This window comes from Trinickia sp. NRRL B-1857 (assembly GCF_050470685.1).
Classification (GTDB): Bacteria; Pseudomonadota; Gammaproteobacteria; order Burkholderiales; family Burkholderiaceae; genus Trinickia.
In genome coordinates, this window is the sequence record NZ_JBFLUK010000001.1 from 1,540,279 (window position 1) to 1,552,181 (window position 11,903).

11 protein-coding genes and 2 pseudogenes are annotated in these 11,903 nt (G+C 62.9%); 7 read left to right on the forward strand and 6 right to left on the reverse strand.

The genetic code is table 11. From position 1 onward, the window contains the following. Window positions 1-299: 299 nt before the first annotated feature. On the reverse strand, window positions 300-476 hold the full coding sequence (locus AB1286_RS06765) for a hypothetical protein (protein ID WP_430362532.1): 177 nt from the start codon (window positions 474-476) through the stop codon (window positions 300-302). 255 nt (window positions 477-731) lie between these two features. Between AB1286_RS06765 and AB1286_RS06770 the strand changes: the two genes are divergently transcribed. Both AB1286_RS06770 and AB1286_RS06775 read left to right on the forward strand, forming a co-directional pair. Next, window positions 732-1,292 carry a hypothetical protein gene (locus tag AB1286_RS06770; protein ID WP_430362533.1) on the forward strand — a complete coding sequence of 187 codons (561 nt, stop codon included), beginning with the start codon at window positions 732-734 and terminating at the stop codon, window positions 1,290-1,292. Between the two features lie 33 nt (window positions 1,293-1,325). Continuing rightward, on the forward strand, window positions 1,326-1,913 hold the full coding sequence (locus AB1286_RS06775; RefSeq protein ID WP_430362534.1) for a hypothetical protein: 588 nt from the start codon (window positions 1,326-1,328) through the stop codon (window positions 1,911-1,913). A gap of 445 nt (window positions 1,914-2,358) precedes the next feature. Here AB1286_RS06775 and AB1286_RS06780 read toward each other — a convergent pair whose 3' ends face one another. The 5 genes and pseudogenes from AB1286_RS06780 to AB1286_RS06800 form a co-directional block, all read right to left on the reverse strand. Then, on the reverse strand, window positions 2,359-2,868 hold the full coding sequence (locus AB1286_RS06780; RefSeq protein ID WP_430362535.1) for a DNA-deoxyinosine glycosylase: 510 nt from the start codon (window positions 2,866-2,868) through the stop codon (window positions 2,359-2,361). After that, window positions 2,865-3,578, reverse strand: coding sequence for a chorismate--pyruvate lyase family protein (locus tag AB1286_RS06785; RefSeq protein WP_430362536.1), 714 nt, complete (start codon window positions 3,576-3,578; stop codon window positions 2,865-2,867). The genes AB1286_RS06780 and AB1286_RS06785 overlap by 4 nt, the downstream gene beginning before the upstream one ends. After that, complete coding sequence (gene htpG / locus AB1286_RS06790; RefSeq protein WP_430362537.1) at window positions 3,578-5,470, reverse strand: molecular chaperone HtpG; 1,893 nt, start codon at window positions 5,468-5,470, stop codon at window positions 3,578-3,580. Before htpG ends, AB1286_RS06785 begins: the two co-directional genes overlap by 1 nt. Before the next feature lie 124 nt (window positions 5,471-5,594). Further along, window positions 5,595-6,743 (reverse strand): annotated as a pseudogene (locus AB1286_RS06795) (PLP-dependent aminotransferase family protein); the annotation flags it as partial. Between the two features lie 66 nt (window positions 6,744-6,809). After that, window positions 6,810-7,079: pseudogene (locus AB1286_RS06800) on the reverse strand (GntR family transcriptional regulator); the annotation flags it as partial. A gap of 157 nt (window positions 7,080-7,236) precedes the next feature. On the opposite strand from AB1286_RS06800, the gene AB1286_RS06805 reads away from it, so the two are divergent. The 5 genes from AB1286_RS06805 to AB1286_RS06825 all read left to right on the forward strand — a co-directional run bounded on the left by AB1286_RS06805 (window position 7,237) and on the right by AB1286_RS06825 (window position 11,715). Beyond that, window positions 7,237-7,947 (forward strand): VOC family protein, encoded by a 711-nt coding sequence (locus tag AB1286_RS06805; protein WP_430362538.1) that lies wholly within the window; start codon window positions 7,237-7,239, stop codon window positions 7,945-7,947. 44 nt (window positions 7,948-7,991) lie between these two features. Then, window positions 7,992-8,930 (forward strand): DMT family transporter, encoded by a 939-nt coding sequence (locus tag AB1286_RS06810; RefSeq protein ID WP_430362539.1) that lies wholly within the window; start codon window positions 7,992-7,994, stop codon window positions 8,928-8,930. Between the two features lie 89 nt (window positions 8,931-9,019). After that, window positions 9,020-10,216, forward strand: coding sequence for a PLP-dependent aminotransferase family protein (locus tag AB1286_RS06815; RefSeq protein ID WP_430362540.1), 1,197 nt, complete (start codon window positions 9,020-9,022; stop codon window positions 10,214-10,216). Between the two features lie 135 nt (window positions 10,217-10,351). Beyond that, a complete protein-coding gene (locus AB1286_RS06820) occupies window positions 10,352-10,816 on the forward strand; it encodes a RidA family protein (protein WP_430362541.1) in 465 nt (154 codons plus the stop codon). 14 nt (window positions 10,817-10,830) lie between these two features. Then, window positions 10,831-11,715 (forward strand): PhzF family phenazine biosynthesis protein, encoded by an 885-nt coding sequence (locus tag AB1286_RS06825; protein WP_430362542.1) that lies wholly within the window; start codon window positions 10,831-10,833, stop codon window positions 11,713-11,715. Window positions 11,716-11,903 lie beyond the last annotated feature (188 nt).

An 11,903-nucleotide genomic window follows, 5' to 3' on the forward strand; every position in this document is an offset into this window, starting at 1 on the left:
GTGAGTGTGGTGCCGGAGATTTTACAGCTCTATCAACGATATCTGATGAAGTTCGATGTGATGCCTGCGAACGTAACCGTCGACTACGATTAGTGCCGATGCGCTTCAACTTGACGAAGTGCCGCTGAACGGACCGAATGAACTCGTTCGTCAGCGCGTTAGCGGGCGCCCCCTGGGAACGGAGAACCGCAAACGAATAAGGTAGAGTTGCCAGACGTCCATTATTGCCGATCGACTGCTGCTGGCCATGGAACGGACCGTTGACCGGTGCAATGGGTGAGATCAGTGCTCGATGAGGCTTACACCATTAACCACTTGCGCAACGCCTCCCACGCCCTTAACTTCTCGGCATAAGGCACGGCCGCATAAGCCGGGCTGCTCGACGTCAGCTTGACGAGATCGAGCGATAGTCGGCTTTCGGCCAGCGCCTGCATCCGCGCCTCGTACGCCATCCCCGGCAGCGCTACGTCGATCACATCCCCAACCAAATGCCAAAACCGATTGGGGTTTTGGTCAATTCGACATCGGCCGAAACCGCCTAGGGGAGCCAGCCCGCACAAACCCGGTATATCAATCTTCACGATTCAAGGTTCGCGGCTCCGTGCCGATATCCTCAAAGGGGGCCAATCCGACCCGACCAGGCAAGACCTTAAATCCGCCAGACGCCGGCCGGCGTTTGCAGCCTAGGGTCCTGCGTATGTCGACGCTAACAATTACAAGGTAAATCGAATATGTTCAATGTTGTTCGTGTAGTCGGCTTGACCGCGCCGATCGCTCTATTGACAGCTTGCTCTCTAGTCGCTCCGCCGTACTCCCCCGATGTCGACAATATCCAGTCCCTCAAGAACGTCGCCACCGCTCACGCGAAGATCGGCACGTTCGAATCCCGCGCGGATGCAAAAAACCCGTACCCGGTCCCCTTGCGCGCGAACGTGATGAAGTCCCCGGTTGGAAACTCATTCGGTGCATACCTTGCCGACGCAATGACGAAGGAATTGCTGATGGCCGGCAAGCTTTCCCCTCAAAGCGACGTCGAAATCAAGGCAACGCTACTGGAAAACGACATCGACACCGGTATTGCCACCGGCACCGCGACGCTGTCGGCACGCTTCGTCGTGACGCGAGGCGAAACGGTGCGCTACGACCAGGTCAAGTCCGCGCACACGCAATGGGATTCAGCGTTCGCGGCAATGATTGCCGTACCGAAAGCGCGTGAAGAATATCCGCTCGCCGTACAGAAGTTACTCGGCGAGCTATATGCAGACCCCGCCTTCCTCGAGGCAATTCAATAACATTACCAACCACACTACGAGAGACCCCATACAATGGCATTGATTCGAACGATCGCGGCAGCAGGTATGATCGCGGCATTGGCAGGCTGCGCTCACGAAATTTCGCTGACCGGCGACGCAAGCAAAATCCCGGCGCTTTCGACGGAGCCGCTCGATAAAACGGTGGGCCTCGTGATCACGGACGATCAGGTATCGAAGGAAGTGATTACGCCGGGCGGCGGGGGCGACAAGGTGAGCTATCACCCGTACCACGATCTTGAATTGCCCATATATGTAGGGCTCGGGCATGTGTTCAAGAACGTGACGAAGCTCAAGAGCACACCGGACGCCGCCACGATCCAGGCCAAGCATCTCGACTACGTGATCACTCCGACGATCAAGACCACGTCGTCGTCCCCTAGCCTCCTCACGTGGCCTCCGACGGATTTCTCGGTTACGCTCACCTGTACAGTCGCGGACCCGAGCGGTCAGACGGTCGTAACAGAAGACGTGACCGGCACCGGCCACGCGGAGTTTAGCCAATTCAAGCACAACCTCAGTCTTGCTGGGCAGCTTGCGACCGCCGATGCCGTATCCAGACTACAGTCGGCACTAGCGGACGCTCCTGAACTGAAAAAGTAGCGTAGGGCACGCGGCATGGTTGAAGCCGCGTCTACAGCCGTGCCTTCGCTCGCGGAATCTTCGACAAAAACGCAGCGGCGCGGGGGAAACCTCGTAAATCCCGATTTTCCCCGCCGCGCCACCATTGAATGCAACAGACGCGAGATTCGGCAACGCGATCACGAGCGCCGCCAGATCATTCGTCGCATGGAGCGAGCCGGCAGGCAGTAATGGCGTTGCAAGTGCTTGTCCGCCTCGATGCGATCGTCAATGACGTGAACGCTAGATGCCCGACGGATGCGGAGAAAAGATCTCGGTCCAGTTTGGGCCACCGTACGTAATGCCCACGAACGTCACCGTCGACTCCGAGTCATCCACGGCGTATGCGAGCATTAGTCTCCCCTTCGATGTTCCACGTTCGAAGCCCAGCCATTAGGTCACCCTGACTGGCGCCACGATTCGGAATTCAGCGATGCTGCACCGCCACCCACTTGCGCAACGCGTCCCACGCCCTTAATTTCTCGGCATAAGGCACGGCCGCATAAGCTGGGCTGCTCGACGGCAGCTTGATGAGATCGAGCGACATCCGGCTTTCGGCCAATAGCTGCATGCCAATCTTCGCCGCTGTGCCTCCGTTGAACGCTACCGCAGCGAGATTCGGCAAGGCAGCCACCAGCGCTGCAAGATCGTTCGTCGCATGATCGCGAATGCGGCTATCGAGGCTACCTTCCCGCTTGGCTTTCGCAATCACGTCCCACAACCCCACGCGATGATCGAGCAGCGTTTGCAACCGCGCCTCGTACGCCATCCCCGGCAGCGCTACATCGATCACATCCCCAACCAAATGCCAAAACCGATTTTGCGGGTGCGCGTAGTACTGGCTTTGAGCGAGCGAGGCTTCTCCCGGCAAGCTGCCGAGCACGAGCACGCGAGTATGCTCGTTCACGACGGGCGCGAACGAATGCTTGAACGTCACGATGAGCTAGCGCGCGTCGCCCGCTCCGTCACACGGCTCGATGCGTGACCCGCGTGCGAAGGCCGCGCCGGGCGTCCGCCGCGATCATGAGGAAGATGAGGATGAGCGGAGGCTAGCGCATTGCCGCCTGTGTCGCCGGCTCGGCGGCCATCGAGATGCGCCCATAGCGCCGGCAGCATACATTCGGTCACCATGAGCGGCGCACCGTGCCGCACGAACACCGATCGTCGCGCGAGCAACGTTCGCGGCGCACGCCCCGCGATCTCGCGCCGCGCCAACACGGCAAGCGGATGCCTCGGCGCAAGGCGCGTGCCGACCAACACCGAACGCGCCACGGTGCTATCCGCATAAAGCAACTCGGCAAGCGGGCGCGTCCGCAGCCGGCGCATCGCCTGCCAAACGCCTCGGCTCGCCGCGAGCGGGGCGATGCTATGCGCGGCGACAAACGGCACGCCGTCCACCTCGAGCACGACTTCACGCACCCACACGCGCGTGCGCGACTCCACGCGCAGCGCCGCACATTCGTCGGGCCAGGCGCGATCGACCGCCTCGCGCGTGACGCGTACACGCACGTTACCGAGCGCGCGCAGATGCGCGGTGAGCGACCCGCCGCGCGTGAGCCAATCGTTTTGATCGAACGTCGAAAGCGGCCGCCGCGCCGCGCGCCAAGCGCGGCCGGCGGCGTCGTAGCGCAAATGCGCGGCGTGCATCAGCGCGCCAGCAAGAGCGCGTTGGTGCGCTTCACGAAGCTTGCCGGATCGTCGAGCGTGCCGCCCTCGGCCAACACGGCCTGATCGAACAGGAGATTGCACCAATCGGCGAAATCGCCATGCTCGGGACTCAACGCCTTCACGAGCGCATGCTCAGGGTTGATCTCGAGAATCGGATGGAACTCCGGCGTCTTTTGACCCGCGGCCTTCAGCATGCGCTGCAAATACCCGGTCATCTCGCCGTCATCGGCCACCAGACACGAAGGCGAATCGGTGAGGCGGAACGTCAAACGCACGTCCTTCGCCTTATCCTTGAGCACGTCCTTCATCTTTTCGACGAGCGGCTTCATCGTTTCGCCGATCGCCTCGTGCGCCTTCTTCTCTTCGTCGTCGAACGCATCGAGATCGAGGTCGCCGCGTGCCACGCTCGCGAGCGGCTTGCCGTCGAATTCAGTGAAGTAGGCCAGCCCCCACTCGTCGACGCGATCGGTCAACAGCAGCACTTCGATTCCCTTCTTGCGGAACACTTCGAGATGCGGGCTGTTCTTCGCCGCCTGCCAGGTATCGGCCGTGACGTAGTAGATCTTCGTCTGTTCCGGTTTCATCCGAGCGACGTAGTCGGCCAACGACACCGTCTGGTCGGCGGAATCGGTATGGGTCGACGCGAAGCGCACGAGCTTGCCGATCCGCTCCCGGTTTGCGAAGTCTTCGCCGAGGCCTTCCTTGAACGCCTGACCGAATTCCTTCCAGAACGTCGCGTACTTGGCCTTGCCTTCTTCGGTCTCGGCGTTGGCCATTTCTTCCAGCATCGACAACACGCGCTTGGTCACGCCTTCGCGGATCGCCTTGACGTCGCGGCTCTCCTGCAAAATTTCACGCGACACGTTCAGCGGCAGATCGGCCGAATCGACGACACCTTTCACGAACCGCAGGTAAGGCGGCAGCAGTTGCTCCGCGTCGTCCATGATGAACACGCGCTTCACGTACAGCTTCAGGCCGCTGCGATGGTCGCGGTTCCACATATCGAACGGCGCATGAGCAGGCACGTAAAGCAGCTGCGTGTACTCGCTGCGGCCTTCGACGCGGTTGTGCGTCCACGCCAGCGGATCTTGCTCGTCGTGCGCCAGGTGGTGATAAAACTGCTTGTACTGTTCGTCTTCGATCTCGCTCTTCGGCCGCGTCCAGAGCGCGCTGGCCTGATTGATCGTCTCGTCCTCGTCCTTGACGACGGTCTCGCCCTTCTCCGCGTCCCACTCTTCCTTCTTCATGAGAATCGGCAATGCGACGTGGTCCGAATACTTGCGAATGATCGACTTGAGACGATACGACGAAAGCAACTCGTCTTCCTCAGGGCGCAGATGCAGCGTAATCGTCGTGCCGCGCTGCGCGCGCTCGATCGTTTCGACCGAAAAGTCGCCCTCGCCCGCGCTGATCCAGCGCACGCCGTCTTGCGCCGGCAACCCGGCGCGGCGCGTTTCCACGGTGATCTTGTCGGCGACGATAAAGCCGGAGTAAAAGCCCACGCCGAACTGACCGATCAGCGCCGCATCCTTTTGCTGGTCGCCCGACAGTTTCGAGAAGAACTCCTTCGTGCCCGAACGCGCGATCGTGCCCAGATGCGAGACGGCTTCGTCTCGGCTCATGCCGATGCCGTTGTCGTCGATCGTGATCGTGCGCGCCTCTTTGTCGAACGCCACGCGGATGCGCAAGTTCGGATCGCTTTCGTACAGCGCGCTATCGGCGATCGCTTCGAAGCGAAGCTTGTCCGCGGCATCCGAAGCATTCGAGATCAACTCGCGCAGGAAGATTTCCTTGTTGCTGTAGAGCGAATGGATCATCAATTGCAGAAGCTGCTTGACCTCTGCCTGAAAGCTCATGGTTTCTTGTGCCATGGTCTCAAGTTCCTTTGCGTACGGTTACGGTTCGTAAATGACGGAAAACGACGATTCGCGCGCCGCCCGCGGCCCGGGCGAGCGGTCGCGACGCGTGAGCGGCCCCTTAATTGGGGGCGTCCCGCTAACCTTTCAAGAGCCGCGGGACGCGGTGGCGCGCTTCGATGTAATCGGCCAGAAAGCCGGGCAGCGCCGGATCGCCGCAATTTGCGACGTTGAACCGCATCCAAGTCGTGGACGATTGGTGCGGCGAGAACAAGCTACCCGGGGCCAGCAAGAAGCCGGCCTCCTGGCCCGCGGCGGCGAACGCGTCGGCGTCCACGCCTGCATCGGCCCAAAGAAACATGCCGGCGGTCGGCATCGAAAAAAGCGAGAAGCCGGCCTGCTCGAGCATCCGGCCGCACTGTTCGCGCACGGGCTCGAGCCGCGCACGCAACCGCTCGACGTACCGCCGGTAGTGCCCCTCGGTCAAGATTTTGTAGAGCAGGCGCTCGTTGAGCTCGGGCGTCGTCATCCCGACTAGGATCTTCTGATCGGCAATGGCCTGCGCCACCTCGGGCGCACAGGCAATGAACCCCACGCGCAGGTTCGCCGTCAGCGTCTTCGAGAAGCTGCCCAAATAGATGACGCGGCCTAGCTGATCGAGCGTCGCCAGGCGAGTAACTGGTTGGCCCGGGGGGGAAAGATCGCCGTAGATGTCGTCTTCCACCACGACGAAATCGTACTCCTCGGCCAAGCGCAAAATACGAAACGCTTGCGCCGGAGACAACGAGGTGCCCGTCGGGTTATGGAGAACCGAGTTGATGACGAGCATTTTCGGGCGCCAGGTCTTGACCTGCTCCTCGAGCGCGTCCAAATCGGGACCGGCCGGCGTGTACGGCATGCCGACGAGCCGGGCGCCTTGCGCGACGAATCGGCCGAACATTTGAAACCACGACGGATCGCCCACGATCACGGCGTCGCCCGGCTCTATGTATAGACGCGCGATCAGATCGATCGCCTGCGTGATACCGGAGGTCAGCACGATCTGCTCCGGCGAGGCGCCGATCTCCAACTCCTCGAGCCGGGTTTGCAGTTGCTGCCGAAGCGGCAGAAACCCTTGCGCAGAACCGGTTCCGAGCCATTGCGCCGCGTTCTGCCGAGCGAGCGCGCGAAGGGCCGACGCCATGAGTTCGCCGTCGAGCCAATGGCTCGGCAAGTACCCGAGGCCCGGGCCTTTCTCGGGCGGCCCCGCCTTCAGCGTATTGCGCACGAGCCAAACGACGTCGATGGGCCGCGGCGACGCGTTCTCGCCCGTCGCGGGAACCTCCTGCCGCCCCGGTGCCAAACCGCGCTCGCCAGGCCCGTTCGAGGCGCGCTCGCGGACGTAGAATCCCGAGCCCCGCCTCGATTCGAGATAGCCCTGCGCGACAAGCCGTTCATAGGCTTCGACGACAGTGAACCGGGAGACACCCTTGTCTTGAGCGAGCTTGCGAATCGACGGCATCCGCATACCGGGCCGGAACACCCGCTCCTCGATCCGGCGCCTCGCCCATTGAACGAGCTGCTCGACCAGCGTCAGCGACGAAGCCTCATGCGGAGCAGGGATTTGATCCAGAGCGGTAGACATGGCGTCGAGGAACTGTACAGAGAAGTATCGTTGCGATTGTACAGTTACTGTGCTGGCCATGCCGATTAAAGTGATCGGTATACCCACTCAGCCGGACTCGGCACGGTCATTGTCCGAATAGACCGGTCTTACGCCGCCGCTCAACCCCGTCTTTGCAATGAAAAACGCCTCCGCGCTCGAACTCGATCACCTCGTCGTCGCTGCCCGTACACTCGAAGAAGGCGCGCGCTTTATCGCCGATACGCTCGGCGTCGAACCCGTCCCCGGCGGCAAACATGCCGCCATGGGCACGCACAACCAACTGCTCGGCTTGTGGGGTGGCGCTTATCTGGAAATTATCGCGATCGATCCGGACCCGCAGCGCGAGCGCACCGGCGCGGCAGACTCGGCATCGCCGGCCCGAGCCCGGTGGTTCGCGCTCGACGATCCCGCCACGCACGCGCGGCTCGAGCACGGACCCTATCTGGCGCACTGGGTCGCCCGCGTGCCGCGCCCGAAGGATCTCGGCCGCTGGCAAACGCAATACCCCGCGCGTATCCCGAGCGTCATGCCGATGGCGCGAGGCGATCTGACTTGGCGGCTGACGGTACCGGCCGACGGCGGCTTCCCGGCCTGGCAAGGCGACGGCGACGGCATCGTGCCGACCTTGATCCAGTGGGACACCGTCGCCCATCCCAGCGCGCGCCTGCCCGAAAACGGCTTGGCGCTCAAAACCCTAAAAGCTCGTCATCCGCGCGCGGACGCATTGCGCGCGCAACTCGAATGGCTCGGCGCGGCCCATCTCGTCGAGTTGGAGGCCGCCGAGGACGGCCAGGCGGGACTCACGGCCGAAATCGAGACGCCGGCCGGTGTGCGGACCCTTGCGTAAAACGTGCGCACACCGCCTTTTTCGACGATTCAGAGAGCCTTTCGATGACGAATTCGCGTGAAACCCAAGGGATGTTGCTCGGTTTGCTGGGCGTCATCATCTTCAGCTTGACACTGCCGATGACACACGTCGTCGTGCAGGAAGTGAATCCAGTACTCAACGGTCTGGGGCGCGCGCTCGCCGCGGCCGTGCCCGCCGCCGCGCTGCTGGCGTGGCGGCGCGAACGGCTGCCCAACCGCGCCCAACTCAAGGGCCTGGCGGTCACGGCGCTCGGCGTGATCGTCGCTTTTCCCGTGCTATCGGCCTGGGCCATGAAGACGGTCCCCGCGTCGCACGGCGCGCTCGTCAACGGGCTACAACCCCTTTTTGTGGCAATCTATGCGGCTTGGCTCTCGCGCGAGCGCCCGTCTCCGGCATTCTGGGCGAGCGCGGCGATCGGCAGCGCTCTTGTCATCGCTTATGCTCTGCACGCAGGCGGCGGCGCGCTCCAAGCGGGCGACCTGTTCATGCTTGCCGCCGTCGCGGTGGGCGCACTCGGCTATGCGGAAGGCGCCCGCATCGCTCGTGAATTGGGTGGCTGGCAAGTGATCTGTTGGGCGCTCGTGCTTGCTGCCCCGTTTCTGCTGATCCCCGTCAGTTGGCTGGGTTGGCAACAGCACTTGGCCCACCCGGCGCCTCTCGCGCTGCGGACGTGGTTCGCATTCGGCTACGTCACGCTGTTCTCGCAATTCATAGGATTTTTCGCGTGGTACGCGGGACTGGCCATGGGTGGAACCGCGCGGGTGGGACAAGTGCAGCTATTACAGATATTCTTCACGATCGCATTCGCCTCGCTCTTTTTCGGCGAAACGGTCGCGCCGTCGACGTGGCTGTTCGCCGCCGCCGTCATTGCCACCGTGATGCTCGGCCGTCGGGCGGCCGTACGGACGGTCGCGACGACAACCGCATCCGGGACACCCGCAACGGGACGACTCGCGCGATAATCGCGCTTCTCGTCTCGAAACATTACCCGTGTTTCGGTATCGACGACGGAACCCAACTCAACCACCATCGAGGACTAAGGAGACGTTTCATGGATCACAGCGATCTGCCGCACACGAACTGGCGCATATCCGAGCGCGCACGCAAACTCACGAGCTCCGCCATCCGCGAGATCCTGAAAGTCACCGAACGCCCCGAAGTTATCTCGTTCGCGGGCGGCCTGCCCTCGCCGGTCACGTTTCCGGTCGAGCGCTTGCGCGAGGCGTGCGATCGCGTGACGCGCGACGCCCCGGCCGCCGCTTTCCAATACAGCGCAACCGAAGGCTATGCGCCGCTGCGCGAATGGGTGGCCGCGCGCTATTCGAAGGACGGCGTCATGATCCGTCCGAGCCAGGTGCTCATCGTCACGGGATCGCAGCAGGCGCTCGATCTGCTCGGCAAGGTGCTGATCGATCCCGAGAGCCCGGTGCTCGTGGAAACGCCGACTTATCTGGGCGCGCTGCAATCGTTCTCGATGTACGAGCCGCGCTACGTGCAAGTGCCGACCGACGAGAACGGCTTGATCCCCGAAGGCTTGACGCCGGCGCTGACGCAAGGGGCGCGACTGCTGTACGCTCAGCCGAATTTCCAAAACCCGACCGGACGCCGTCTGCCGCTCGAGCGCCGCCGCGCCCTGGCCGAGTTCGCCCGTACAAGTCCGTTCCCCGTCATCGAGGACGATCCTTACGGCGCGCTGGACTACGCCGGCGCACCGCTGCCGACGCTGCTCTCGATGGCGCCCGATCACATCGTGCACTGCGGCTCCTTCTCCAAGGTGCTCGCGCCGGGTCTGCGCCTGGGCTACATCATCGCCCCCGAGGAGCTGCACTTCAAACTCGTGCAGGCCAAGCAAGCCACCGACCTGCATACGCCGAGCTTCACGCAACGCATCGTCTACGAAGTGATCAAAGACGGCTTCCTCGACGAACATGTGCCGACGATCCGCGCCCTCTATCGCGATCAGTGCGAGGCGATGCTCTCGGCACTCGAGCGCCATATGCCCGAAGGCGTGAGCTGGAACCGCCCCGAAGGCGGCATGTTCATTTGGGCGAGTTTGCCGGGGCAGATCGACACGATGAAACTGCTCGAAGCCGCCATCGCCGAGAACGTCGCGTTCGTGCCGGGCGCGCCGTTCTATGCGAACGACGCAGATCACAGCGCGCTGCGCCTGTCCTTCGTCACCGTGCCGCCGGCGCGCATCGACGAGGGCATCGCGCGTTTGGCCAAGCTGATCCGCGAGCGTATGTAACTCGCTGACTCACTAACTCGCATTCAACCGCTTGCGGCCCATGCCCTTACCTCGCTCCGCCGGGGCGGGACATGGGCCGATCGCGCGACGCTTCACTGAATCGCTCTCTTTCACCGTCCTAATCGAGGAACCGCCATGGCAAACCAAAACGTCTACGACAAGCTCAAGGAAATGGGCATCGAACTGCCCGCCTCGGCCACACCGGCCGCCGCTTACGTCATGGCCGTGCAAACGGGCAATACGCTGTTCGTCTCGGGCCATACCGCCAAGAAGGACGGCAAGCCCTGGGTCGGCAAGCTCGGCGCGAACATGACGACGGACGAAGGCAAGGTTGCGGCCCGCTCGGTCGCCATCGATTTGATCGCAACGCTGCATGCGCATACGGGCGACCTGAACCGCGTCAAGCGCATCGTGAAAGTGATGAGCCTCGTGAATTCGACGCTCGAATACACCGAGCAGCATCTCGTGACGAACGGGGCGTCGGAGCTGTTCGGCGAAGTGTTCGGCGATGCAGGCAAACATGCGCGCTCCGCATTCGGTGTCGCGCAAATCCCGACCGGCTCGTGCGTCGAAATCGAGCTGATCGCCGAACTCGCGTAATTCGGAGCGCATCGATGAGCGCACGCCAAGTCCGCTTCAAGCAGGTCGACGTGTTCTCGGCGGTGCCGTTCAAGGGCAACCCATTGGCCGTCGTCTTCGATGCCGACGGCCTCACCGACGAGCAAATGCAGGCGATCGCGCGTTGGACGAACCTCTCGGAAACGACGTTCATCTGCGCACCGACCGAACCCGGCGCCGATTACCGGGTGCGGATCTTTACGATCGCCTACGAGTTGCCGTTCGCCGGCCATCCGACCCTCGGCACCGCGCATGCGCTGCTCGAGAGCGGATATCGCCCCCGGCAACCGGGCCGGCTCGTTCAGCAATGCGGCGTCGGGCTCGTCGAGATCGCGCTGCACGATGACGGCTCGATGTCATTCGCGGCGCCGCCCGCTCGGATCGAGCCGCTCGGTCCCGAGGATCGGCGCGCGCTCGCGGCCGCACTCGGCAACGATGAGATCGATTTCGGCGACATCGAGCCGTGCTGTCTCGACAACGGAACGCCGTGGCTCGCGGTCGGCGTCGATTCGCCGAGTACCTGCTTATCGATCGGCTTCGACCCGCTCAAGGTGTCGCGCATTGTGCAGAAACTGGGCATGACCGGGCTCGCTTTCTACGCGTGGCATGCGCCGGACGGTCCTGCGACGCTTGAGGTGCGCTGCATCGTCATCGACAGCGACTATGCAATATATGAAGACCCGGTGACCGGCAGCGCCAACGCAGGCCTCGCCGGCCTTTTCGCGGCACGCGACCGCCGCCCCGGTAGGCGCTACACGGTTCGCCAAGGCACCGCCATCGGCCGCGAAGGACGCGTGACGGTCGAATACGCCGAGAACGGCGGCATCTGGGTTGGCGGCCGTTCGACGACGATCGTCGACGGGACATTCCGCATAGCCTGAGCCGCATAGGCGACTGTTCTCCGAAGGGCGGTTCACATCGCCCTTTCCCCTTTTTTTCTTCCACTAAACGAAATAGCCGATCGGTCTATCGAGCCTGCGTATGCGGCCCGATGACGCCGCTCGCGGGCCGCCTCAGACCGTCGAATGCCCTTGCGCAGTGCGTTCGCGACGTCAGGCGGCGCGAAATG

Excerpts from the sequence above, each read along its gene's own strand:
- AB1286_RS06820 (WP_430362541.1), top strand. The coding sequence starts at position 10,352 with ATGGCAAACCAAAACGTCTACGACAAGCTCAAGGAAATGGGCATCGAA.
- htpG (WP_430362537.1), bottom strand. The coding sequence starts at position 5,470 with ATGGCACAAGAAACCATGAGCTTTCAGGCAGAGGTCAAGCAGCTTCTG.
- AB1286_RS06785 (WP_430362536.1), bottom strand. The coding sequence starts at position 3,578 with ATGCACGCCGCGCATTTGCGCTACGACGCCGCCGGCCGCGCTTGGCGC.
- AB1286_RS06770 (WP_430362533.1), top strand. The coding sequence starts at position 732 with ATGTTCAATGTTGTTCGTGTAGTCGGCTTGACCGCGCCGATCGCTCTA.
- AB1286_RS06810 (WP_430362539.1), top strand. The coding sequence starts at position 7,992 with ATGACGAATTCGCGTGAAACCCAAGGGATGTTGCTCGGTTTGCTGGGC.
- AB1286_RS06815 (WP_430362540.1), top strand. The coding sequence starts at position 9,020 with ATGGATCACAGCGATCTGCCGCACACGAACTGGCGCATATCCGAGCGC.
- AB1286_RS06805 (WP_430362538.1), top strand. The coding sequence starts at position 7,237 with ATGAAAAACGCCTCCGCGCTCGAACTCGATCACCTCGTCGTCGCTGCC.
- AB1286_RS06775 (WP_430362534.1), top strand. The coding sequence starts at position 1,326 with ATGGCATTGATTCGAACGATCGCGGCAGCAGGTATGATCGCGGCATTG.
- AB1286_RS06825 (WP_430362542.1), top strand. The coding sequence starts at position 10,831 with ATGAGCGCACGCCAAGTCCGCTTCAAGCAGGTCGACGTGTTCTCGGCG.